The sequence below is a fragment of the Ruminiclostridium papyrosolvens DSM 2782 genome (genome assembly GCF_029318685.1).
In the GTDB taxonomy this organism is placed as follows: Bacteria; Bacillota; Clostridia; order Acetivibrionales; family DSM-1351; genus Ruminiclostridium; species Ruminiclostridium papyrosolvens.
In genome coordinates this window covers 2,242,529-2,269,149 of record NZ_CP119677.1, presented here as the reverse complement: position 1 = coordinate 2,269,149, position 26,621 = coordinate 2,242,529, and the positions used below count along the sequence as shown (strand labels likewise).

The 26,621-nt window shown below is 38.4% G+C and carries 17 protein-coding genes, 1 pseudogene and 1 riboswitch; of the genes and pseudogenes, 3 read left to right on the top strand and 15 right to left on the bottom strand.

Annotation, left to right across the window (positions count from 1 at the left end):
- Positions 1-69: 69 nt before the first annotated feature.
- Positions 70-1,116, top strand: coding sequence for a peptidylprolyl isomerase (locus P0092_RS10545; protein WP_004622371.1), 1,047 nt, complete (start codon positions 70-72; stop codon positions 1,114-1,116).
- An 84-nt stretch (positions 1,117-1,200) separates the two neighbouring features.
- On the opposite strand, the gene P0092_RS10540 is transcribed toward P0092_RS10545, so the two are convergent.
- The 6 genes and pseudogenes from P0092_RS10540 to P0092_RS10515 all read right to left on the bottom strand — a co-directional run bounded on the left by P0092_RS10540 (position 1,201) and on the right by P0092_RS10515 (position 8,951).
- Complete coding sequence (locus tag P0092_RS10540) at positions 1,201-1,716, bottom strand: pyridoxamine 5'-phosphate oxidase family protein (RefSeq protein ID WP_004622369.1); 516 nt, start codon at positions 1,714-1,716, stop codon at positions 1,201-1,203.
- Positions 1,717-1,871: 155 nt separating this feature from the next.
- Complete coding sequence (locus P0092_RS10535) at positions 1,872-2,774, bottom strand: glycoside hydrolase family 11 protein (RefSeq protein ID WP_004622366.1); 903 nt, start codon at positions 2,772-2,774, stop codon at positions 1,872-1,874.
- Between the two features lie 252 nt (positions 2,775-3,026).
- A pseudogene (locus P0092_RS22120) lies at positions 3,027-3,203 on the bottom strand (hydroxylamine reductase); the annotation flags it as partial.
- Between the two features lie 187 nt (positions 3,204-3,390).
- Positions 3,391-4,287, bottom strand: coding sequence for a C40 family peptidase (locus P0092_RS10525; protein WP_004622364.1), 897 nt, complete (start codon positions 4,285-4,287; stop codon positions 3,391-3,393).
- A riboswitch (cyclic di-AMP (ydaO/yuaA leader) is annotated at positions 4,288-4,428 on the bottom strand.
- A gap of 131 nt (positions 4,429-4,559) precedes the next feature.
- On the bottom strand, positions 4,560-7,052 hold the full coding sequence (locus P0092_RS10520) for a heavy metal translocating P-type ATPase (protein ID WP_004622362.1): 2,493 nt from the start codon (positions 7,050-7,052) through the stop codon (positions 4,560-4,562).
- Between the two features lie 36 nt (positions 7,053-7,088).
- Positions 7,089-8,951: an urease accessory protein UreH domain-containing protein gene (locus tag P0092_RS10515; RefSeq protein ID WP_242831808.1), complete on the bottom strand. Its 1,863-nt coding sequence runs from the start codon at positions 8,949-8,951 to the stop codon at positions 7,089-7,091.
- Positions 8,952-9,116: 165 nt separating this feature from the next.
- Here P0092_RS10515 and P0092_RS10510 point away from each other — a divergent pair, with 165 nt between their 5' ends.
- On the top strand, positions 9,117-10,079 hold the full coding sequence (locus P0092_RS10510; RefSeq protein WP_004622358.1) for a metallophosphoesterase: 963 nt from the start codon (positions 9,117-9,119) through the stop codon (positions 10,077-10,079).
- A gap of 11 nt (positions 10,080-10,090) precedes the next feature.
- Here the strand turns inward: P0092_RS10510 and P0092_RS10505 are convergent, their stop codons facing one another.
- Positions 10,091-11,191, bottom strand: coding sequence for an SGNH/GDSL hydrolase family protein (locus P0092_RS10505; RefSeq protein WP_004622356.1), 1,101 nt, complete (start codon positions 11,189-11,191; stop codon positions 10,091-10,093).
- Between the two features lie 84 nt (positions 11,192-11,275).
- Here P0092_RS10505 and P0092_RS10500 point away from each other — a divergent pair, with 84 nt between their 5' ends.
- Positions 11,276-12,256, top strand: a complete 981-nt coding sequence (locus P0092_RS10500; RefSeq protein WP_276187193.1) for a LysR family transcriptional regulator — start codon at positions 11,276-11,278, stop codon at positions 12,254-12,256.
- Positions 12,257-12,318: 62 nt separating this feature from the next.
- On the opposite strand, the gene P0092_RS10495 is transcribed toward P0092_RS10500, so the two are convergent.
- The 8 genes from P0092_RS10495 to P0092_RS10460 all read right to left on the bottom strand — a co-directional run bounded on the left by P0092_RS10495 (position 12,319) and on the right by P0092_RS10460 (position 26,559).
- Positions 12,319-13,920 (bottom strand): cellulase family glycosylhydrolase, encoded by a 1,602-nt coding sequence (locus P0092_RS10495; RefSeq protein ID WP_004622353.1) that lies wholly within the window; start codon positions 13,918-13,920, stop codon positions 12,319-12,321.
- Positions 13,921-13,946: 26 nt separating this feature from the next.
- On the bottom strand, positions 13,947-15,314 hold the full coding sequence (locus P0092_RS10490) for a dockerin type I domain-containing protein (protein ID WP_004622351.1): 1,368 nt from the start codon (positions 15,312-15,314) through the stop codon (positions 13,947-13,949).
- Between the two features lie 114 nt (positions 15,315-15,428).
- Entirely contained in the window at positions 15,429-17,009 is a 1,581-nt protein-coding gene (locus P0092_RS10485; protein ID WP_276187192.1) for a glycoside hydrolase family 9 protein, read from the bottom strand.
- A gap of 84 nt (positions 17,010-17,093) precedes the next feature.
- Positions 17,094-18,368: a dockerin type I domain-containing protein gene (locus P0092_RS10480; protein WP_004622347.1), complete on the bottom strand. Its 1,275-nt coding sequence runs from the start codon at positions 18,366-18,368 to the stop codon at positions 17,094-17,096.
- Positions 18,369-18,406: 38 nt separating this feature from the next.
- Complete coding sequence (locus P0092_RS10475) at positions 18,407-20,680, bottom strand: glycoside hydrolase family 9 protein (protein ID WP_004622346.1); 2,274 nt, start codon at positions 20,678-20,680, stop codon at positions 18,407-18,409.
- A gap of 143 nt (positions 20,681-20,823) precedes the next feature.
- Positions 20,824-23,037 carry a glycoside hydrolase family 9 protein gene (locus P0092_RS10470; RefSeq protein WP_004622344.1) on the bottom strand — a complete coding sequence of 738 codons (2,214 nt, stop codon included), beginning with the start codon at positions 23,035-23,037 and terminating at the stop codon, positions 20,824-20,826.
- 26 nt (positions 23,038-23,063) lie between these two features.
- Complete coding sequence (locus P0092_RS10465) at positions 23,064-23,738, bottom strand: cohesin domain-containing protein (RefSeq protein WP_004622342.1); 675 nt, start codon at positions 23,736-23,738, stop codon at positions 23,064-23,066.
- A 163-nt stretch (positions 23,739-23,901) separates the two neighbouring features.
- Positions 23,902-26,559: a glycoside hydrolase family 9 protein gene (locus P0092_RS10460; protein WP_004622340.1), complete on the bottom strand. Its 2,658-nt coding sequence runs from the start codon at positions 26,557-26,559 to the stop codon at positions 23,902-23,904.
- Positions 26,560-26,621 lie beyond the last annotated feature (62 nt).

Below are 26,621 nucleotides of genomic sequence, written 5' to 3'. Positions count from 1 at the left end.
AATTATATATAGTGGAGTTTTTTTAGCACAAAATTTTTCCGCATAGCGGTCCATAACAGGAGGTAAATAATGTACAGAAAGTTTGTAAGTGCACTTGTTGCGGTTGCATTAGTATTAACGGCAATGATACCTGCCGGAAATACTTTTGCAGCGGCAACTACAAAGACAGCCACTCCGGAAACATATGTGGCAAAAGTAGGAACCGATAATATATCAAAGGAAGACTACAACATTTTTCTTAAAGATGCCATTTCAATGATTCAAAGCTATTTTAATTCCTATAATGTTGATTGGAATGCAAATATTAACAATATGAAAGCATCTGACTACGCAAAAAAATTGGCTCTTGATAACGTAGTAGATTTCAAAATTCAGCTTTCAAAGGCAAAAGCTGCCAAAACGGCCTTAACTAAAAAAGAAACAGATGATTTCAACACAAACATGAATTCATATCTTAATTCTCTGGCCGCAACAACTGCAGAACAAGAAAAGATTATTAAGAATGAAACAGGCTTTACCCTATCTCAATTCAAGAGTTTTTATAACAACGTGTCTATTGTAAGAAAATTCTCTTCTCAAACACAAAGTAGTTACAAAACTACAGATACTGAGCTCAAGAAATTTTATGATAGCAACAAAGATAAGTTTTACAAGGTAATTGTAGGACATATACTGTTCCTGAGTAACGACGAAAACAATCAGTCCACTCCCCAAAAAGATGCAGAAGCAAAGAAAAAAGCAGAAGACACCTTAAAAAAAGTAAATGAACCTAATTGTGATTTTGCAGCACTGGTAAAAGAGCTTTCTGAAGATCCCGGTTCTGTTGAAAAAGGCGGAAAATACACAGTAATGAAAAACCACCAGTATGTACCGGAATTTGAAAACTGGGCAGTAGATTCGTCAAGGAAAGTGGGAGATACGGGTATTGTTAAAACCTCCTATGGCTATCATGTAATGAAGCTGATGAAAGTCTACTCTTTTACACAGTTAAAAGATGATATAAAGAGTGGTTATATTTCTAAGAGATATGATGATGATTTAAACGCTTGGAGAAAAGATAAGAAATATAAACTCGTAAAAAATGAATCAGTTTTCAACGCAATAAAGGTTCCCTAAAGAATTCTAAATGGGTTGTCGCAAGTTTGTTTTGCGACAGCCCTCTGGTCTTTTAGAGTATGTTATTAGTTCAGCCCTACAAATCTAATCATGACTATCGGAAAAACACAAATGTTGTCTGGTATCAAAGCCTAATCTATGAATCTCTGAACATACAAAGTCAATGCTGGTTGGTGTTACCTTAATGAGGTACAAGGTGGTAGGCAACTGTTTCAGTTTCTGAGCGGAAATATTCTTCAAGGCCAATAGCTCCATGTATTCATTTGTCCCGGGTTCCACAATCTCTGCTACACCGTTGACCTGCATCCCTCCCAATTTGTCGAAGCCGGTATATTCATCGTAGATGGCGAGGCAGACATTTTTATTTCCCTCCAGCCCTCTAAATTTCAGGCCACCCTCAGAAAGTAGCCAGAATCTCCCGTCTTTGTAGTTGTACTCAATTGGTGTACAACGGACAAAATCACTGAAGCCTGTGGCCAAGGCGCAAGTATTATGTGTCATAATAAATTTCTCTACCCTTGTCAAAAGTTCGTTGCGGTCCATCCTAACCGCATTTTTCTCTTTTTCAACCCAATAGGAGACCGCCTTACTATAGTCCATAAAAACACACTCCTTATTTTATTACCCTTAATAAATGACACTTTGATTTGGTAAAACTAATTAAGCGTCCTTACCTGGCTTACTAAAAAGGAGCATCGCTTACCTTTAAGGGTATACGACTGCTCCTTTGTGGTATAGTATAACACTACTTCATATTAGAAAGTAGTTATTATACCTAATAAGTACTTTTTCATAGTTGCAAGATCAAGAGAGTCTACTTGACTGTCCCCGTTAACGTCAGCATTAGAAAGAGCTGCACCAGAAAGTTTTGTAGCTCCTATTAAATGTGATTTTAATGCTGCAAAGTCTAAAGAATTAACACTTCCGTCACCATTTAAATCACCCTTTACCACAGGCTGATTTCCGCCCCCAACATTAAGTGACATTGCAGTAATGTCCGCTCTGCCACTGCTTTGATACCCTTCTACAACGAGTGAGATTTCATACATCTTACCCATTTTCATACCCATCTTTTCCCATGCTTTGAAGTGTTCACTTACGGATATTGTTCCGCTTGTACGTTTCGATGTCCTAACACTCCAATACTGCTGAAAAGTTGTATTACCTTTGATTGAAGGTTGGTTTACACGAGTAGTCTCATATACGTCATATGTAGCACCATCAACAGTTATTTGTCCCTTTGACGTAGCTCCCGGTGGCCTCCAATTGCCCCAACTATCAATAATGTAATACTCTACAAGTGGGTCGACAGTCCAACCATAGACGGCCAAGTATGAATTTCCTGATGGTTGATAGTTTGCTGCATAGTCCAATGTGATGGTTCCAAGTTGCTGATGCGTCTTGGTCTCATCATACTTTTTACCGGTACGGAATAATGCATTATTGATATTACTCCACTGGCAACTGAACTTACCGCCACCGTTTAACGTCATACTGGTAGTACCACTATCCTTCCACAACTCATAGTCGTATCCGTCAAAGGTTCCCGTTTTAGTATCGGTAATCGTTAATGGTGTTACCGCCTGCACATTCAGAGCAAAGGTACAACACACGATTGATAAGCCTAAAGTCAGGGCTTTCATTAATTTCTTTCTCATTAAATATCCTCCTTTCTTTTAAATTTTTTGTTTCTTTTCCAATTATATCATAATTTTCTATCTTTATCTACTATTCGGTGCAACTTCTACAAATAAAGTTGAATATTTTTCTTAAAATTTATGAATATTTACCACTTAATGCCATGACTTACCCTATAAGCAGTTTTAAATCTGCATCTACTAATCCAATCCCCCCAATACCAAAATTATCTACAAGATATTTTATAACATTTGGAGCTAAAAACGCCACACGGCAGTTAGAATAACCGTATTCTTTGGGAGTTTTTTAGCAAATTTAGTGTAATACTCTCTGCTTTCCATTCTTCCGTCACAACCTGCCATTACAATAAACTTTTTTATGGCTCCGGTTTTAACTGCATCTACTACTTTATCAGACAAAGCAAAAACTTGGTTATGTGCAAATCCTCCCCAAAATAGTCTTTTAGCTTCAATACTATTAATGATACAAGAAAACTATTTTCAGGGTTGTTGCAAATGCAACAAGAACTATTATTTTATGCATTATGGATTGAAATAATTCCCTTCAACAAAAAGCCGCAAAAAACACCAAAAGATGAATTTTACGGCTATAAATTATTTAATATTTACGTTATTTCTAAATTACTCTTTTTGCTCCAATATAAGTACCCCTGTATTCAGACAGCTTTTGTACAAGGACTCTGCCGTTTGACGAAGATGCATGAATAAAGGTATCCCCACCCATATAAATTCCTGCGTGGTCTATTTGTCCTGATTCTTTTCTGCTTGAAGCATCAAAAAATAAGATATCTCCTGCTCTCAGCTGGCCCTTTGATACCTTAACTCCATTAGAATACATACCTTGTGCAGACCTGTTAAGACTGACATCAAACCTTTTGTATACATAGCCTACAAAACCAGAACAATCAAAACCTGTCTGTGGGCTTGCCCCGCCATAAACATATCTGACCCCTTCAAATTGACGGGCATAAGAAATGAGTTTACCGGTTACTGAGCCATCATTCTCAATGACAGCAAATCCGGCTGCTGATGCACCTCTGGAAATTTGTGTGTTGGCAGTTGATATATTCACAAATTTGGATGATACATAGCCCACCTTTGAGCCTATCTTAACCTTGTTCCAACCCTTTCGGACATCAAGAATCTGTACGGAAGTACTTCTTTTAAGCTTGCTTATAACCTTACTTGAAGTTCCGGCACTTTTCCTGAAATTTACACCACTTGCATTGATAACTCCTTTTACAGACTGCAATTTAACATAGTTACTGCTAACCCAGCCGGTTTTCTTGTTATATGAAACCTTGTACCAGCCTTTTGAATAGTCTGTAACAGTTACTTTTGCATTTGTCAATTTGGTTACAATTGAGGAAGATGTTGTTGGTGACTTTCTCATTTTTACGCTTGTACCTACTACTTTTGCAGGCATTGTTGCAGCCATAACAGCCGTAGCTGCAAATGCAAAAATCAGGGTGACAATACATCCTGCAATTGCCTTGGTAATCTTTTGTTTCATTACTCCTCCTATAGTGTGCTTCCGAAGTTAGCTGCCGGGTTCGGGTAATAGGATCACCCTACCATATAAAATGGATTAACCCCCTTTTTCTTGGTTCCTCCGTACTTCGCGCTTTTGGCGAAGATTCAGCAAGTTTTTTTGACTACTTTAATTAAACTGCTTCTCACCACCTCCTTTAATCAAATCAAAAAATACAAGCAGTCAATATATAATTCGTGTTATTAATAATTATTTGCGGGGTCAAAACTCTGGTAATATGCGTTAATATCTGATTATTGTTTTTTCCCCGTATTCCACTCTTGTTTCTGCCATTCCTCAACATTATCAAACTTACGGTTATCCATTGGCTCATAACCTTTTAAGCTTAATGAATTTGTTACTACCGAAACAGAGCTAAAGGCCATTGCACCGCCAGCAATCATAGGATTGAGTAATCCCAGTGCAGCAAATGGTATGCCTATAATATTGTAGAAGAACGCCCAGAAAAGATTTTGCTTTATTTTGGTCATTGTTTTTCTTGATAGTCTTATGGCAGCCGGAATGGTTCTTAAATCCCCCCTCATAAGGGTAATATCTGCTGCTTCAATTGCAACGTCCGTCCCTGTGCCTATTGCCATACCGATGTCTGCAGTAGCTAATGCAGGAGCATCATTTATTCCGTCCCCAACCATTGCTACTATTTTGCCTTGTGCCTTTAGTTTTTCTACTTCCTCTGCCTTATTTTCAGGAAGTACCTCCGCCAGTACATTAGTTATACCTACCAGTTTTGCAATAGCATTAGCTGTCCTTTTATTGTCACCTGTAATCATATATACGTCAATACCAATATTTTTCAACTCAGCAATTGCAGCCTTTGAACTCTCCTTTAAAGTGTCCGCAACCGCAACAAGAGCAGTAAGTTGGCTGTCTATAGACATCAGCATGGCTGTTTTGCCTTCGTCTTCAAGTCTTGCTATGGCAGCTTCAACATTTCCCATATCAATACCCTGTTCACTCATCAGCTTTCTGGTACCAATATAAATTCTTTTGCCGTCTAAAACAGACATTACGCCTCTGCCCGGTATTGCTTCAAATCTGTCAGGGTCATTTATATTGCCAAGTTGTTGTTTACCATGCTCATAAATTGCCACTCCCAAAGGATGTTCTGAACTTTTTTCTGTAATTGCTGCAAGCCTTAATATTTCCTGTTCATTATAGGAAGTATCTATAACAACTATATCGGTAACTTCCGGCTGGCCTTTAGTAATTGTTCCTGTTTTATCAAGAACTACGGCGTTTAGCTTGTATGCCATCTCCAGATGTTCTCCGCCTTTTATGAGTATTCCGTTTTCAGCACCTTTTCCGGTACCTACCATTATTGCCGTAGGAGTTGCCAACCCCAGGGAACATGGACACGCAATAACCAGAACTGCCACCGCACTTACTATTGCCTTTGTCACATCACCTGTTACAATCAGCCATATTACAAAGGTTAATAACGCAATTGCCACTACTACAGGAACAAATATACCTGAAACCTTGTCGGCAATCTTCTGAATTGGAGCCTTTGAGCCTTGAGCATCTTCAACCATCTTGATTATTTGTGACAATGCAGTATCCTTGCCTACCTTTGTGGCTTCGAAACGGAAGGTCCCGTATTTGTTGATGGTTGCTCCTATTACAGCATCTCCTGCCTTCTTCTCAACCGGAAGACTTTCTCCTGTAAGCATTGATTCATCTATGGATGAATTGCCTTCCAATATTTTACCATCAACAGGAATTTTTTCTCCCGGTCTTACAACAACCACATCACCGGGCAGAACATCTTCTATAGGAATGTCTTCTTCAGTTCCGTTTCTAATTACTCTGGCCGTCTTGGCCTGTAAACCCATAAGCTTTTTTATTGCTTCTGAAGTTTTACCCTTTGCAACCGCTTCAAGATATTTACCCAGCAAAATAAGCGTAATAATAACCGCTGCCGCCTCAAAGTACAAGTCTTTCATCATGCCTTTATGAACTTCCTCGAAGAATACATTGTAAAGACTAAAAAAGTATGCAGCTGATGTACCCATTGATATCAATACATCCATGTTAGCGCTTTTTGATTTCAATGCGTAATATGCATGTTTATAAAATCTGAAACCGATTATAAACTGTACAGGAGTTGCTATTATCAGCTGAAAATACTGATTATGAAGAAATGAAAGCAAAGGGCTGTCAAGCTTCAGCATTCCCAGTATCATGGCGAGTACAAGAGGAGTACTTAGCACTGCCGAGACAATCAGAGAAAGCTTCAAGGATTTTATCTCCCTCTCCCTTTGCTCTTTCTCAGTATCTTTGTTTACCTCTTCAGCCATCTCCGCTCCATAGCCCAAGCCTTCAACTATTTTAATTATGTCAGAAACTTTTACCGTAGTCGGGTCGTATTCAACATTTGCTTTTTCTGTGGCAAGGTTTACAGCTGCCTTTACTACTCCTTCGGTCTTATTAAGCTTTTTCTCAATTTTTGCAGAGCATGCCGCACACGACATGCCGGAAAGCTTCAATTCAACTTTGTTTCCGGTTTTTGCGCTTTCCTCTATAACACCATAACCAAGTTTTTGGATTGTTTCCTGAAATTTTGCTGAATCGGTCAAACTGTCATCGTATTCAACAGTTGCTTTTTCTACCGCAAAATTAACATTTGCATTCAAAACTCCATCAAGCTTATTCAGACCCTTTTCAATCCTTGCTGCACAAGCCGCACAGCTCATTCCTGTGATTTTAAGGGATTCTTTCCTATTCATTTTATCTGCTCCTTTATTGTTGTAATATTTTATACATTATCCGCAGCATCCTCCTGCTGATGACCCTGCAGACGGTGTATAGCTGTTTACTTGATTCTTTATTTCTTCAATATTAATTGTATTTATATTATCTACCACCTTTACATAGCCATGTAACATGCCCATTCCACATTGGAAGGTAAAATCAAGAGTCGGAGACAATTCCGGTGTTTCCTTTTCATTCTTTAAATCCATCTGTGCCTGATACTCAGGAAACACAACTATGCTATTGCATATGTTCAATTTGTCAGTATTAAACTTAATTGTTGCAGGTATACCCTTCTGTAAAATAACAACTGCAGGTGAATACCCATAATCGTTTACTGTTACGGTTACCTCCTGTTTATCTCCGTTTATCTTTGAAATAGCTACTTCGTCAGTAGGAATCTTCCCGTTTGCAAATTTAGTAGCCTTGGAGGCGGCTCCGCAACAGCCGCCTGAACTTGAAACAGCACCTTGAGAATCGCTATTATCTGTTACGTCTTCATCACGTAAAGACGACACGTCACTTACAACCTTAATATTACTGCTAATCATTCCCATCCAACAGCTGTATACAAATTTGCCTTCCCTGTCAGGGGTAAAATCAATAACATTTTCTCCGGCCTTTAATGGCATATTCTCAATATTGTATTCAGGTATGTTTAATCTGTTGTTACAGCCGTTTATATCCTTTGACTCAGCTGTAATTATCCATCTAACGGGAATACCTTTTTGAACCGTTATAGGACTGTACCTGCCGGAATCAAGCTTTGTTGTAACTATCTGAACATTTCCCTCTATTTTAGCAACTCCCCCTTGGGTAGATGATGCGCCAAAGACTGGATTTGTATTGAATCCAGAAAGGGAAAGGCCTCTGTTTAACATTATAATACCAAGAAGCAATACCAGTACAGCACTTACCTTCATCATTTTATGTGTAAATTTGCTGCTAAGGAATGAACTGACAGCGCCAAACCCAAACATTAGGGGAACCGTCCCAAGACTAAATAGAAACATTGATAAAGCCCCTGTCATGGCACTTCCAGTCCCCAAGGCATACAGCTGCATTGCCTGCAAAGGTCCGCATGGCATAAGACCATTCAGTAATCCAACTACCAAAGGCCCGCGGTTTCCGCTGTTTTCATGTACTTTTTTGGCAAAAATCTTAGGCATTCTGGGATTAAACTTTTTAAGCGCCGGAATAATATTCAACATATTTATACCCATTATAACCATAAAAATACCAGAAAGAATTGCAACTAAACCCTTTGCAGCACCTGAAAAACTGACAACTGAGCCTATTCCTCCTACAATTCCGCCTATGATGGTATAAGATATCACACGGCCCACACTGTATAACAGGCTTGGTTTTAGTCTATCAAGCTTCGAATCTCCGTCTGATGCTTTGTGCCGGACGCATACCGATAGATTTATCCCTCCGCACATTGCCACACAATGCAGTGATGTCAGCAGCCCTATAAAAAACAAAATTCCGTACCCCATTGACTGGTTCACTTCAGGTACAAAGTTAAACCCAATAGTATTTTTGATAATTACATAGAGGGCCAGTACAATTACCGCTATCCCTGCAATTTGACCGACTCCCGGCCATTCCGGCTCATTATTGGAAATATTTGAAGTCTTTATGTTATTTGTCGTATCTGAGGGCTTATTTTTCACCGTATAATTAAGTTTCTCAATTGTATCTATTATTGTTTTAAGCTTAATGGCATCAGCATTGTATGTTACGTAAACATTTGAACTGTTGTAAATGGCTTTAACCTTTTCAATTCCATCCAGTTTTTTAACTGCATTTTCTATTCTAGTTTCGCAGCCTGTACATGTCATGCCTTCTACTTGAAGAATTATATTCATCATATTTCCTCCTTCATTTCGTAATCTGTGTATTTAACCTTTAGTAAGAATATCATTTCTATGTGAAGATTTTATGGAGGTAAAGAAGTTGTTTTTATAATATTTTTTAAAAAGATTTGCAGACTATATATTATAAAAACAAATTTAGTAACTGACAGGGGGAGTTCTATGAAAAAAAGAATATTAACAGGCTTATTTACTGTATTTTTTATTATTTCATTATTCTTTAACTGTTATCATGCAGAAGCGGCATTCTACTCAAAGCAATCAAAAGATACATGTAAGGATAAACCCTTTACTATCGTTTGGCTTTCCGACCCTCAATACTATTCAGCGTACTATCCTAATATTTTTGATTGTCTTGGAGATTGGTTTGTCAAAAATTATACCCGAAAAGCCTTCGGATATTTGATTGTATCCGGAGATATCGTAGATAATGCCAAATGTGTAAATCAGTGGGAGGTTGCAAGCCGTAACTTTAAAAAACTTGATGATAAAAACATTCCATATGGTATACTGGCAGGTAATCATGACGTTAGTATAAATGGTCTTAATTACAGTGTTTTCAAAAGCTATTTTGGGGCTTCCCGCTATGCAGGTAAGCCTTGGTATGGAGGCAGTATGGATAATAACCGCAACCATTACGACCTGGTATCTTTTAGCTCTCATTCCTTTATTATACTGTACCTGGGTTTTGGAAGTGAAACTTCTCTTGAAACGACAACTTGGGCAAATAGCATTCTTCAAAAGTATGCGGACAAAAATGCTATTCTGGTTTTACATGAATATCTTGATGAAGATGGAGAGATGACGGAAAAGGCCCGTATAGTCTCTGACAGTATTGTAATTAAAAACAAAAATGTCTTTATGGTCTTGTGCGGACATAATCATGGGGCTTATAAAAAGGTCCGAATGATTTGTAATTCTGACGGAACTACAAGAAAGGTTCTGGAAATTCTTTCTGATTACCAGAGCGCCCCCAATGGAGGCAATGGTCTTTTAAGACTTCTCAATTTCAATCCCAACTCCGGCACCCTCAAGGTTTCCTTGTATTCTCCCTATACAAAAAAAGATAAATTTTTCGGGAAAGATATTGATACTTTTACTGAAAATATCCAATTAATTGATTAATGATCAGGTGATTAATCGCTGTAGCCAAAGGCCAGAATACAGAATTCTTTATTTTCAGAACCCTTGGCCATTTTGATTTCTATATTATGGTTTGCAGGATTGTCATGGTTAAATAATAATTTGGCTACAGGATTATTCCATCCTGAGCTGTTAAAGCCATTTACAGTGAGCACAAATGTATCGTCAATATAGATATCTGCTGACCCTGTATCAGTGTTTTTTGACTCCTTGTACACTATAAACAAATTTTTACAATATATATTAAATGCGAACTTTCCAATTTTACTTCCTTGTTTATGTGTCCATCCATTAGGGAACTGATTAATGGTAGTAGTAGGAAGGAATTCTCCTGAAGCTTTTATCTGTGTACTTGTATTATCCAACATATTGATTTTGACAAACTCATTACTGATTACAGGAGTTTCTGAAATATTATATATATCGTTCCAAATCTCTTTATTAACTTTATTAAAATAATAAATTATCAACTCAGTAATAAGTTCATGGCCTTTTTTATGAGGATGGATATAGTCATCAGAATAATCCTGCCACTTCATTGTTTCCTCAACAAACTCTGGAACAATTGCATCCTTTACACTAATCAAAGGCAAATCATAACGTCTTCCGATTTGTGCCATCTCATTCTGACAGGAATAACCGGACTCTGATATTGTAAATATTAATACAACGGCAGGTTTAGATTCTGAACTCAAAATTCTGAGTAAAAGACTTTCAAAAGCTGCCATATTTGTTTTATTCTTTGTATCATTAACAGCAAATTCCACAAATACAATATGGGGGTTATGGATTAATAAATCCTTATTAATCCTTATTAATCCCGTTATTGAAGATGTTCCTGCCATTCCAGCATTTATGTAATTTACGTTATTACCTTTACCAAAGGTTTTTGCAAAATAATCACAGGTTAACTTTGCATAACAATTATCAGGGCCACCATTATAGCCTTCCGTTATTGAACCGCCAAGATAAGCAATTGTTACCTTCTGACCTTTTCCTGCCATCTCCATTGCCGTTTTAATTCTATAATTATTTCCTGTACAAATTAGTGAACGCTCTATGATTTGGGTATGGCGTTCTTTAGAATTTTTCATATTTTATTTACTCCTATATATTGAAATAATTAAAATGTTATAGTAGTATGAGTTTTATAAGTTAAGACTTATAATATTATATTTATGGAGATTTTTTTCATGACATCTCAACAGTTGGAATATATAATTACTCTTGCAGACGAGAGAAGCTTTTCAAAAGCTTCTCAAAAACTCCTTATATCTCAGCCGGCTTTGAGTCAATTTGTAAAAAACCTTGAAACTGAACTTAATGTACAATTATTTGACAGAAGTACAACTCCCATAAAGCTGACATATGCGGGAGAGCTTTATGTAAGTGCTGCTCGTAAGATTCAAACCATCATGGCAGAATTGGATAATGAGCTGAAAGACCTGTCAATTCTCAATACAGGTAAGCTTACTATAGGAACTATTCCTTTCAGGGCCTCCTGTATGCTTCCAAAAAGTATTGTATCCTTCAAGAAAAAGTACCCCGGCGTTGATATACATATTGTTGAAAATGAAGAAGCAAATCTTGAAGCCTTACTTGCAGATAGTCATCTGGATTTATGTATACTTTCAGGTTTTATGGACAATAAGTTCCTTCAAACTGAAACTCTGGCTCAGGAACAGCTTTACCTTGCAGTTCCTAATTCCAGTCCTTTTAACAATGGAAAAGAAGCTTATCAGCTAAGTGCCAAGGACATAATTTATGACAGCTCTGCATTATTTCAAACTCGCCCTCTTACATTGTCTGACTGTGTGAAAGAGAACTTTGTTCTTATTCATAATGACTATACTGTCACCACCGAATTATCTCAGTTTTCTGAGTTTTGTCATCAAAATACAATGTACACAGATCGTATTGAAACTGCTTTTTCTTGGACCTTAGCCGGTATTGCATGTTCTTTTATTCCAGATACCCTTATACGGTACGGAAATTATCAGAAACATCCTGTATACTATAAACTAAATACTTCCTTTTCTAAACGTGACATTCTTGTTGCATATAAGAGAAACCGGTATTTGTCAAAAGCTGCATCTGAGTACATTCTGCTCTTAAAACAATTAATCGGTTACGGAACCTGGCAATCTCCAAACGAATAAACATATTTGGTATATTAAAAGATAAAGTAATGGCTGCCGAATATTTTCGGCAGCCTATTTTATTATTTACTAAGAACACTTGATTTTAACAGTGCAAAGTCAATGGAATTTATATCTCCATCAGAATTCATATCAGAATTAGTTACGTTTATTTCTGGATTTATACCGAGCAAATATCTCTTCATAGCTGCCAAATCCAGAGCATCAACATTTCCGTCATCGTTTACATCTCCTAAAAGGACAGGGTCTACTATAATTGGTCCGTCACCGTAATACTGTCCCAGAGACATTCCGTTTTTACCCAGAGGAATCTGATGATCAAGTCCGATAAACTTGCCGTTTGCTTGCCACAATGCAGGCTTTAGCAATCCGTACTTTTCTTCGTCCCATGTTGACCAGTCATTTCCTATCAATCCGCCTGTATCACCCGAGTTAGGATTCAAGCACCAGAAAGTGTGGTTGATACGATTCTTAATCATGTAATCTCTTAATAAAGTCATCCATTTCTGGTTCTTTCCACCGTCCATGAATCCTCCCCATTCACCGATAAGAAGAGGAGCAATTTTTTGATCGTCTATAAATGCCCATGTATCGTACCAGTAATCATCGAGAAGGGTTTGGGTTGTGAAATCCTTATTAAACCATGATTGGTTATATACTGAAGGACCGTAGTCATGAGGTGAATATACTATCTGACTGTTTAATGAACCCAGATTAATAGGATAGTCCTTAACACCTCTTAAGTTTCCGCCCCACCATCCGCCGTGCCAAGGAGCAGCGTCTCCGGTAGCCTCCCATATGTCAGGAGTATCAAATGTGTAGCCCTTTTCAGTTTTTGGGTATTGTTCAATACCTTCAATCATTATTAACAATTTTGGATTTACAGCCAATATCTCTTTTGAACATCTTTCAGCTGCATATTTCCAGTTATTTTCATCCGTAGTGTTATCCCATTTTGCAATATCAGTAGGAACTTCAGCCTTGTAACCTCTTTTTCCGTGAGGTTCATTTTTCAAGTCTATGGCAAGTATTGTATCATCATTCTTATACTTGTCTGCAAGCCATGTTAAGGTGTCTATCCACTTATCTGTAGTTATCATACCTGCTGTAGGCGTTTCAAGACCATACCATAATGGATACATGTGTCCTGAGTTGTTTGCATCAGGGCTGTGAACGTCTATCATTACCTTGATACCTAACTCTTTGCAATACTTCATTATAATATCGAATATCTCCATACTGTTTTTCGTGCCTTTAGTTTCAGCATCATAAAAATCAGGATTAATAACGGTATATGGAGGATTATTGCTGGCTGTAACACTGGAAACCTTGTTTGGTTTACCAACCATCCAGCTGTACAAAAGTTCAGTTGAAATAGGCACTCTTAAAAATCCTATGCCCCTGTCGGCAACGCTGGTCAATATGTTTTTAACATCATACCAGGCACCGTGGAATACATTTTCACTGCAGTTAAAACCAAACCAGTTTGCACCGGTAAGCCAAACTTCACGACCGTTCATATCGTATATTTTGTCGCCAACACAATGAAGCCAGTCATCATTATTTGTATCTACAGCAGCTGATGCAGTAAGACCATGGTTTGACAACATCATAGTTGATACCATTGCTAATGCCAAAAGCATTGATACAATTCTTTTTTTCATAAGGTTTTTCTCCTTTAATTATTAGTTTAATTAAGCAGGATTTTCTTTAATGATACAAGATCAAGGGTATCAATCTGTCCATCATTATTCAGGTCCCAGATATCCATATCAACAGAACCATTCTGATTAAGTAAATACATTTTCATTTTTGCAAAATCAAGTGCATCCACACTTCCATCCCCGTTAAGGTCACCCGGAGTTGCAGGTATAACCGTAGTATCTTTCGCCATTTTTTCAGCATGAGGCGCAAATACACTCTTTAACAACGGATCTCCATGTGTCAGGTAGAATCCCCCTGAATAAGAAGCATAAGCCCAGAATAAGTCACCGGAAGCATTTAATTTCTCAATCTGTTCATACATTGCCGTCCAATACTGCTCTTTATTGCTATGGGTGTTAAATTCTTCCATAACAAAAGGCTTTTTAACAATGTTGTGAGATTCGTCAATCCATGTTGCAACAAGTTTTGCTGCCTGCTCAGGATTCAACCCTGCCCAGCCCTCGTCCGGATAAGGATGAGCGGTGGTAAAATCAATGTAAGGAGACTGATGAATATAAACGAAAGGATTACCGGCATTGGCGCCATAACCGTATTTCGCTGCTTGACCTTCAAGCCCTGTACTAACCATATGGTTTGGATCAAGGTCCTTTATCAGCTTACCCATTTCATCTACCCATGCTCTAAGTGTAGTCCCCTGTAAATTCTCTTCCTCGCTTACATCCTGATATCTTGGTTCATTCATCAGTTCCCACGAGAAAATTGCCGGGTCATTTTTATACGGTTCATTTGTATAATGGTTTATTCTTGTTACGAAATGCTTTATATAATTCTTGTACTGTTCCTTACAGCCTGTATTTGTAAAGAATGCAGCACGGTTTGGATGGGTTACTCCCGGAAGGCCTTCCCATTCTAACCTTGTGTCAATTCCGCCGTAAGCTTCCCAGTAGTTTTCCAAGACAATGATTACTTTGATATTGTGCTTCTTTGCAGATTCCAGAATATAGTCAAATAACATGAATTGTGCTTCATTATAGACACCTTTCTGGCTTTCAAATCCATGCCAGGTCTCATGAGAAAAGCCCCATGTCCTTACAACCTTTATTCCGTCAGAAGCCATATTACTCATCATTTCATCAATTCTGGTCTTGTTCATATATTTTGTTTCAATATCCTCCGGAGTGGCATCATTTGAGCCGTCTCCGTATGTAAACAAATCGTAATTGTTACATCCTGCAAAGCGAAATGCTTTTCCGTCAAGGATAAAAGAAGTTCCGTTTGTTTTTACAATACCACTTATTGCTGTTGAAGCTGCATTGATTCTCATACCCGGGGTAAAGCATACTAACTGCAATACAATAATAAAAGCTAACATTATGAACGACTTTTTATTCATTTATATCCTCCCATCGGCAGGTACAGCATAAAACTCAAATAGCCTTGGTCAATGCTTTGCCATTCAAACCATGAATAACAAAGCATTGAGTCAGCTAATATACCTAAACATCTTTTATCCTAATAAAGCTTTCTTCAAAAGAGAAAAATCAATTGAATCAATGGAGCCGTCATCGTTCATATCCGCATTATTCTTATTAATATCTCCGCTCTGAGTGAGAATATAGTTTTTACAGAGTGCAAGGTCGATAGCATCAACAAAGGTATCATTATTTAAATCACCTTTTTTGGCAGGAGGATTAATAATTGTACCCCCAAAGAATTTAACAGCCCCCGCAAGTACACCCACAAGACCTGCATTATAGTCAAGGGCTACCTCTGTATACTGATACTGATTTGCGTCGTCAAGGAATTTATCATTCTGATCAGGTCCTCCCACCAGCGCTCCGGTTAATAAGTGTTTAGCAGGCTTTGCATTATCTCCGTTTGCATAAGTGTAACCGTTTGCTGCCCTGTGGTGAGGGTGAATACACCAGTTACTTCCAAAACCAATTAAATAGGACATTTTTGCAGGATTATCACCCAGAATATAATCTACTTGTTTTTTAGTTAAATCCAAAAGTGATTGATCATTGTTTTGCTTGCAATAAACAAGCATAACCATGGATTCTGCTGCTGCATATCTTAAAACGCCCCAGTTTGAAAGCCATTTTAATCCTCCCGGAGTAGTTGTTACCTGAGTTTTCCAGTAGTTAAAATTAAATTGTATGGCATCCTTATATATCTGCTTTCCGGTAATCTGAGCTAACCTCAAAGCAGCAGGAACATACATATCATCCCAGCACATTGTCCATTTGTCTTGCAGCTTATTTTCATTCATTGTATTTCCCAATGTTATAAACTGTTCAGCGTCAGTAATGTATGCGCTATCATTGGTTGCAGTATACAGCCATGTTGCTGCCCAAGCCAAGTCATCGCCAAAACTGGTAGCCTGATAAAAGGACTGTCCGTTACCAACACCTTGGTTCGCCTTACCCATTGCATACAATTCCTTTGCTGCAGTAAGACACTTTGTTGCATAAGCGGAGTCAATGTTCTTGTAATTGAGGTACATCAGAGTAAGTGCAGCAGAGGTCTCACTCAGAATGTCTGAAGCTGGATGACTGGAATCAGCCTTATATAATGAAGGTCTGTCACCTGTTTGCTCCTCAGGTGCACCCCAATACGTATGATCGGCATTTCCCTCTCCAACCTGATAATAGAATGTTGTTGAGTTGGGATGTGATTTAAGGAAGTAGTCTGTAAAATACTTCAGCTGTTGCAGCATTTTTGCAGTGTTTCCGGTTGCATCAAAGGAATCCTTGAATTCATACAGAGACCAACCTAAAACTGCTGCCGAATAGCCTTGAGGCAGACCAAACTTTACATGGTCTCCTGCATCATGATAGCCACCTGTCAAATCAACACCTACGTCGCTTCCATCAGTTGTGTGGCATGGGCCTCTCCAGTCAAATACATTATTTTCTCCTGCTTTGGGACCACATTTATTTGCATCATAAAAAATAATTGAGTCCTTTAATGCAGTTGAATAATCATATGTACTTGCAGCAAAGGAAGTACCTGTGCCAAAAAAAGAAGTAGTTAACATAACTCCAGAAATGATCAATGCACCTAATTTACTTAATTTTTTTTTCAAAAACTATCCCTCCCTTTAATAATATGTGAAGTACTGTCCGGCAGAAATATCTTCTACCGGACAGGTTATATTGCTGAAATAAATCTATTTCACTACGTCAGGATGCTCTGCTGCAAAATCAATAAAATTATTTCCAACGTAAGGCTTGCAGTCAAAAGCTCCATCATTCCATGACCAAAGCATATACCCGGCATAACCATTCTTGTATATGGCATCCAGTACCTGCTTGTGTGTCATTTTTAGTGAAGAACCCTGGGTGTCAGGCATCATTTCACCTATTATTACCGGTTTATCCAGTTTCAGACTTGAAGCTGGGGTTGTAACAGGGTTAAAATATGGTGTCGCCCAGTCATACCAGTGGAAATCATAAAAATCAAGACCCAATCCGTCCCATAAATCATACTGTGCGCCCAACCACTTCATATTTGCACTTCCGAAGCTCACAGGCTGTTTAGCATACTGGTGTATAAATTCACATGTAGTTTTTATGTAGTTTCTCATTGCAGAAAGTGGAAAGATTTCTCCCTTATTGTTCGGCTCGCCATTATCTTCTTTTTTTATAATCCATTCCGGCTCATTGATAATATCCCAGCCCAGTACGCCCGGATGTGTACCTAATGTTTGCAGTATGGGTTTCATGGCATTGTCAAGGAAACTTTGAAGCACCGTAGAATTATCAATAATATCGTCATGATCATAGGCATCATCTGCTCTTGCACAATCAAAACTGGTTATTGTCCAGTAAATCTTTATGCCTTTCGAATATGCATAATCACAGGTTTCCTTCATATGGTCAACCCACTTTTCAGGGAGTCCTGTACAAAGACTTCCTTCATTTGGACCTGACCATAACGGACCGTATGCTAAGTCCGGGAATACCCACCACCTCAGAGCGTGTATTCCTTTAGTAGACATTGTGTCTAAATCACTCTTTATTCTGGAGAAGTTATAATTCCAGTTATTATCTGAAAACTCATATGACCAATTGTACCACGCATAGTTTACTCCAACGGGGTACAAGGTCTTTCCGTCCATCCAGGTTATCCCTACTCCCGACGGCTGTTGCTGTCCTTCTCCAGAAAATTTTGTTATTTTTCCCAGAAGAAATTGCTTTAGTTCTGATAAATCCAATGCTTCAATTTCCCCGTTGGCATTTACATCAGCTGCTTTAAATGCCTCACCCGTTAAGGTTTTTAATCCAAGGATGTGTTGCCTCACTGCTGCCAAATCAAGGGCTGAAACAAAAGTATCATTGTCAACATCACCAAGTTTGTATGTTTTCTCAGCAGAAGCCGGCAACGGCAATACTGCAAGTAATGCCATTGCAGTTGTAAGTGCCAAGGTAACAATTTTTTTCATAATAATCCTCCTTACTTTTTAAAATATAAAGACCGCTATTATCCAATTAAAGCTTTCTTTAACAAAGCAAGGTCAATAGAATTGATTTCACCGTCATTGTTCATATCCCATACACTGAGATCTACATCCCCTGTTGGTGACAGTAGGTATTTTTTCATTATTGCATAGTCAATGGAATCAACACTTCCATCCCCGTTCAAATCTCCAAGTTTTACTCCTACATTGCCTTTTGGCGGTTCATTTCCATACACTTTTACATCCCCCCTGTAAACAGAAATATTCTGGTTTATAGCATATTCCTTGCCTATGCCTTTTCGGCTCCAGTCGTTGGTTGGGTCCCAGTGAGATTTCCAGTTTGAATCCAAGCTTTCAACCAATCCAAAGTGGAATTCCCGGTCTCCATAGAAGGCATTTCCTGTCCAGTCTATTTCAACGTAGTATATTCCATTTTCAGCATCCCATACAAAAGGCCCTTTGATTGCTGTTTCCTTTCCGTCGTTGGCTTTACCTTCGTCATACATAACCGCAACTTTTAAGTCATCTATAGTTTGGCCTGCCGCAAGCATTTCAGATATGTCAAAGAAATATCTGGCTTTTAATTTATCTACAAATTGAGGCGGTCTGCTGGTTTCATTATGAACGTTTATAGTAACCTGAGTTCTTTCTTTATTTTCCTGCTCAAGCTTTGATTCAGCATAGAAATCATCAGAAGCCGGTTCCTTTGGAGGGAAATTCTCCAATGGTTTCATACCTTCTCCGTAGTATTTGTATAATCCTGCGAGTGCACCCACAAAGCCTGCATTATAATCTATTGCAACCTCATTGGATACAAAATCCGTCGTTTCATCATTATGACTGTCAGTTGAATCAGGACCTCCTACCAATGCACCCCACAAAGTATGCCTGTGTTCAACAGGATCATTCATGCTGAGGGTCTTTGAGCCGTGGGCTGCACGGTGATGAGGATGCTTTGCAGAGATATCGGAGAATCCTACTTCATAGCTTCTCTTCATTGGGTTATCGCCAAGAATATAATCCATTTGTGACTTCGCCCATTCAGTAACATCCATCTTATCTTTATATTTTGTATATACAACCGCGCACAGCTGAGCTGCCGCATTATATCTTGCAGAGCCCCAGGTATTTACAACCTTGAAGCCTCCCGGAGTTGCGGCCATAAATGTTTGGTCTGTAGTATTCTCATGAGGGATACCTGACCAATATTCAAGGTTCCATCTAAATAAGTACCAATGCATTGGATCATTTGTTATAGGAGCCAGTTTTGCAAAAACTCCTCCCCATACTACATCCCATGAATGTACCCATATATTCTGCCAATTGTCTTGAGTAGATTTGATAATCTTGCCCATATATCCGGTATATTTACCATCAGTAATAGCAGTAATATCATTTATATATGATTTTTCTCCCGTAGCAATGTTCAGCCATACAGCAGCCCATGACAGTTCGTCCTCATCATACGCAGAACCGTAAAATCCTCCTGAATCACCCAAACCACGGTTTTTTACGGCAAACCTGTATAAAGCCTTTGCTGTATCCAAGCATTTCTCTGCATATGTTGGATCTGAATCCTTGAAATTCAAGTAATTTATTGCCAATGAAGCTGATGCTTGTCCGCATTGGTCACTGGCAGGGGTCTCAGAGGTTGCAAAGTATGCTGGCCTTGGTACATCTTCTTTTTTATTCAGTTCCGGTGGCTGCCACCATGCATGATCTACAGTTCCGTCTCCAACTTGGAAACAAAATGCAACTACCTCTCCTTTATTATCCATAAATGTGGAACGTAAGAAATAGTCATTTCCCCACTTGAGTATATCTCTCATATGATCTTCTTCGTTGATTTTTGTAAAGGAATCCTTAAATTCATAGAATCCCCATCCCAGCGTTGATAAAGCATAGCCCTGAGGCAATCCAAATTTAACATGGTCCCCTGCATCATGGAAGCCTCCATGTAAATCAAGGCTTCCGTTTCCGTCCGGGTCCAGAAAAGCCTTGTTCTTATCAATAAAAGCCTGTGACATATTAGTTCCTATATGGTCTTTCATAGGAACCAATGGAAGCTCACAATCTTCCACATGACAGTCGCCTCTCCATTCTATCTTGCCACCGGTTACTCCGGGGCCGCATTTTTCAGCATCATAAAAATACAGTGACTTTTGCAATGCTTCTGCATAGTTGAAAGGAGGTGTTGTTGAGCCTGCATAAGCACTGCTACTCAAAAACACTGACGAAACAACCGCCAATGCCGTAGCAATAGCTGTCGTTTTTTTGACGTACTTCTTTAAATCCAAAATAATACCCCCTTTTTTAATTATTATGTTACTTAAACCTATATTGGAATAATTTATTTAATTACTTCTGGCATTGCCATCACCCGGTAAATACTTTACCGGGCATCGGACAATAACTTTAGAATATTTATTTTAAAAAAATGCTATTGGGACAGAAGAGCTTTCTTGAGCAGTACTAAATCCAGAGCATCAATACTTTTATCGGAATTCATATCTGCTGCAGATATATCATAATCCAAAGAGTAACCCAGCAAATATTTTTTTAATAATGCAACATCCAATGCATCAATATTTCCGTCTTTATTAATATCACCCGGTACAACAACAGGTTCTTCGCTTCCGCCTGACGGTTCATTTCCGGCCAGTTTTATAAAACTGTTACCTTCATATATTGGAATATTCGGAGCATATTTTCTTGTACCATTTATGTATGTTGTATCCCAACTTCCATAGGACCAGTCATTTGACACATCCCATGTATTGGAAGCTGAACTTATTGTAAAATCAAGTTCAGGTCCTCCGGCACCCCAACCATAACTCGGATATATATTCTTACCCGACAAATCAAGAGTATAGTAATAAACTTTTTTATCCTTATCCCACGCATTTGGTCCCGTTACTTTAACCCATGCAGGAGCCTTTATGCTGATATCGCTTATATCATTGGCATCAAGGGTAAAGAAGTACCGGATTTTTAATTGGTCACTTGGACGAGCCGGCCACGCTGAACGATTTTCTACTGACAATGAAAATTGGGTACCACTTGTACCGCTAAAATATGTCTTTGCAAATACAGGCCATTCATCTTTAGGCAGATAGGATTTATCAGGTAACGGAAAACTACTGTCCGGTATAGGAGTTCCGCCGAATTCAGTATACATTCTTGCAAGAGCCCCGGTAAGTCCTGCATTATAGTCTATGGCTACTTCATTGCTAACGTAATCACTAATAATATCATTGAATCCATCTGTTGAATCAACACTTCCAACCAGTGCACCGTATAAAATATGACGATGTTCTGCTGGAGTATCCATCTCTTGTCCCCATGGGCTATGAGCCGTACGGTGATGAGGATGTTGAGGATAATTCTGGCCAAAGCCTACTATATAGCTTGCTTTGCGGGGATTATCACCTAATATATAATTTATTTGCTTTACTGCAAAGTCATGATAACGTGCTTTCTTTACAGTATCATTAAGTTTATCGGAATAAACAAAAGCAAATAATGCTGTTGTAGAGACATATCTAAAAGAACCCCAACTGTCCAATTTTGCATGTCCACCCGGAGTATAAGAAATTTTGGTGCCGTCGGCATTGTTTTCCGTACTACCTCCAGTCCACCAGTTTAACCATCGTTCTGCATCTTCTTTGTACAAGCTTGTTTCAGGGTCAATCTGAGACATTAGAATATAACATCCAAATGATTGGTCATCCCAACAATGTGCCCATTTATACTTATGAACCTGTTGATTTGCTTCTTTACCAATTCCATTATAATATTCTTTTGCTTTCGCAAGGTAATCAGACCCGCTTCCTGAAGACTTAGCTTCCATGGCTTTGTAAAGCCAGATTGAACCCCATACCAGTTCATCATTATAACCGCTGTGTGAGGTATAAGCAGCTGCTCCTTGAGGATCAACTTTAGCTATTACATCAGAAAAAACACCTCTGTATTTATCTCCAAATTCATATAGCTGCTTTGCATGCTCAAGCAATTTATCAGCATATGTCGGATCGGTGTTTCTGAATACCATTGATGATGCAGCCATTGCCGCAGCTGTTCCCATAGCTACTTCCGTTCCCGGATGCTGTTCATCCAGCTTTATTGCTGACCTGTCGTTTATTATATGTGTAACTTCAATGGGAACCCAGTTATTATGATCATTTGCCGTCATACCAACCTGAGCCCAAAAAACATTTGGCTCGGGATGACACTTAATAAAATAATCATTAATCCATTTTAACTGGTTTTGAAGCCATTTCATCTGACCGCTTTTTTCATATGCATCTTTATACTCTATAGCACCAAAAGCGAGTAAACTTGTTGTATAAGCACATGTAATACCAAACTTGATATTATCACCTGCGTCTACCCAACCTCCGGTAAGGTCTAAGCCTTCCTTCTGTCCGTCTGTTAATTGAGCATCTCCACGCCACAATAATCTGGTCGGTATATTTGATGTTGATAATGAGCCTGATCTCTGTGCTTCATAAAATAAAACAGATTTCTGCAAAGCCTCTCCATAGTTAAAAGCGGCTGTTGCAGAAGAACATTCATACTGAAAACTAAATTGAGTTATGGTTACTACTATGGCAACGATAAGGGCATATATACTTACTCTTTTCATTTTATCCATATTTACACACTCCACGCATAAATCAGTTATTTAACTGTTATCTCACCTTCAGTAAATACTGCATTAATCTTCTTGAGTGCAGTATCTCCAAATGCACCTGCAGTACCTCGTGAAATTATTATTGATCCCTTCTTGGCACTATCCTTTATTTTGAAAGTGATATTTGTGATAACTCCCGGCTTAGTTATAGCATCTTTTCCACTATTGCTGCTTGTATAAAGAAAGCTAACCAATCCGGTTGTATCAATAACTGTATAATCAAAGTTTGAATTGTTACTTCCAAAAATTTCACCTGGTTTTACCTCAACAACTTCAAGAGCATCTTTGTCATACTTAATATTGAAATTAAAGCTTCCAATTCCTTTTTCAGGTAATTTATTAAGCTTTACAGGAATTGTTACAGTTGAACCTGTAGCTCCGCTTACTTTTCCAATTGATATTTCTGCCTCTCCGCCAGGAGTTTTGTCCTTTGGATTGCTCTTTGTATCTTTACTGTCCTTAGCGGCTGTTGATTTAGTTGATTTTGAATCTGAACTTTTTGCTGATGAAGATGTGGACACCGAAGCAGATGGAGATGATGATGCTGTACTACTTATTGTTGAAGTTGATGTTTCTGAATCAGATTTAAAATGGTTTACTCCAAATATTACTGCAGCAGTCACACAAACAATTATCAATATTGCCAATATTACTTTTTTCATGGCTTTTCTCCTTGTTTATTCAATATATTTATTACTATAAAATGACTATAGACATTTTAATTAAAGGAAATAACATATCCGTTCAAAGACTTGAAACTTATAATAGGATAGGAACAATAGGAATGCATAAAGCATTCCTATTGTTCCATATATTACTTCAAAATTATAGTTCTATCTTTCCTAACAAGAATCCTTTTAGTCTAGCTAAGTCAACTGAATCAATGGCGCCATCTTTGTTTATATCAGAATTTGCTAAATCTATATGAGAAAAGTCCTGTGTTAACAGAGCTCTCTTCAATGCAGCATAGTCCAATGAATCTCTTTCACCGTCAGCATTAATATCACCTAAAAGAATTTTAGGAATATCTGTATCACCAATCTTTGGTCCTACTTCAGAAAGGTAAGAAGACATCCATACAAGAGGAGCATTCCAGTTGATGGTTATTTCGTTTGTTGACCAAGATTCAATATTATCCATATAGCACTTTTCAGCGGGTCTTTCACCTGGCTGCCAACCGGAACCCTTAACCCATGGATCCTGTAAACCGGAATTTGGTCCGCCTGACAAACATCCTGGAGGTGGTTTCGGGAATGTGTTGTCTGCCTGATATGCCCAGAAACGGTGATGAGGATTATCAAGGGGGTTATCACCATAACCTGTTATAAAGCTCTGAACATTTGGGTTACGTCCGAGGAGGTAATCCATTGCTGTTATAGCACCATTGATATATTTGCTATTCTTTGTGCCATTAACATTACTATATTCATAAGCATATGACATAACTATTGCTTCATTAATTACAAAGGAGTTTGATCCCCATTGGAAACCTGTAACAGTAGATGCATCAAAAGGAGATGAAATTACTTTCTCTTCTAGTGGTACACCATAACCCTGAGCTTTTTCTATTGCTATAAACTTGTCAGCTGCTGCTTGAATATTAGCTTTAGCTTTAGCAAGATCAGCTGCTGGAAGTTTTGTAGGAACAAGTGCAAGTGTTAATGTTCCCATACCTGCTGTACAACCCCAGTCAAAAGCTCCTGTAATACCATTGTTCTCGCCGCCTGTTAATTCTGTAGGCATTTCGAGATAATGCTTAGAACTCTTTATGTAGTCTAAATACTTGTCACTGCCTGTAGTAGCATATAATTCACATGCTGCCCAGTAGAAATCATCCAGAACATAGTTATCTCCGTATGCTCCACCGCCGGCACCCTGTTCCATTGTTGCATATATTGCAGGATGTGCTACAGCAGCATCCCATGCAGTTTCTGCTGCAGTTAAACACTTAGTTGCAAAAGCGGCATCGTACTGTTTCCAGAGACGTGAACCTTGTGCAGCCATAGCAGCAAGATTTAATGTAGCTGCTGTACTTGGAGGCTGTAACCAACGATCCATTTTATCCTGGTCAGGACGTACAGCAAGAGCTGTCCAACGTTCGTCATGAGCTTTGTGGTGAGCCATACCTGCTAATTCATTTCCTGCCGGAACCTGCATGTTCAATAATGTTTTTAAATTATAACGAGCTTCATCCAGTATGTCAGGATAGCCATTTCCGCTTTCAGGAATATTCAATGTACCGTCTGCAAACGGAGCAACTGAAGTATCTCCTCCCAAATGAAGAGCACGTTCATATGCATTCATTACAGTCCATGTTGCAATACCACCGTTAACAACATACTTTCCGTGGTCACCGGCATCGTACCAACCGCCTGTAACGTCAAGTTTGTAATTAGCCTTGTAATCCTTTGTTGGATCTGGAGCAAGTATATCTGTTGTATGTCCTGCAGGACGAGCCCATTGTGATTGATCACAGTATGGCATTTCTATTGGAATAGCACTTCTGTTGTGATAGAAATACTTCATTGAATCGTATTTCATTTTTGTATAAATATCATTTCCAATGTTGAACTTCATACTCTCATTGTCTCCGGTTTTTGTTACAGGAACATCTGTTACTATCTTATAACCGGTACCAGCTGTTTTGTAACTTGAGAAATCAATGATATGAACATTGTCACCTGATGCATGGTCAGCGCCTTTAACGGTTGATTTTCCGCTTAAAACTGCTGTTCCTGCACTATTAACCAACTGCCAGTTAATTGGAGTTGTTGAAGTTGTAGCTACTGTTGCTATCTTATCAGAATTAGGATAGAATCCTTCCTGATTTAAACGTACAACATTAGTAGGTTCAATTGGATCTGGTTCATATCCAGGAAATTGAGGATCCTGAATATAAATGTCATCAAAAGTATAAGTTATCGGTTGAAAACTTGATGGATTCTGTGCTTCTGATGTAGTTTTATCTGGAGCAAGGTGGAAAGCAAATTCAACGTTCTTCTTGTCTCCCTTTTTCTGTGTAAATGTCTGTGTTACAGTTTTAGGAGTATTAGCCTGTAACTCAAGGAATTGCCATTGATCATTCATGTTCCAGTATTCATCATATGGATCGCCCTGATCACCTATTTTAGGGTAGATTTTGCAGGCTCTACTGGCAGTAACTGTAAACTTTACAGTATATGTATGCCCGTTTACTAATGAGAGCCCTCTGTGACGGAACTGTATATCCCATCTTTCACCTTTTCCTGCATCGCCAATCTTTTGAGCAGTTATTTTGTACTTACCGTCAGATGTAATTTCAAAACTAGCCTTTGCAGGGTATGATTCAACCACATGCCATGGAAGACCTACTCTGTTGTCAAAGGTGTGGTTTCGAATTAAGTCTCCTGCTCCAACAAGGGCAAATGCTTGTCCTATTGAAGAAGATAGAACCAGCACGATTGCCACAAGCATCGCAACTTTCTTCACTAACCTTTTTTTCATATTTACCTCCTAGTAAAAATTTTTTTATTTTTTAAGCTTACATTTCATAAGTAATGCAAGCA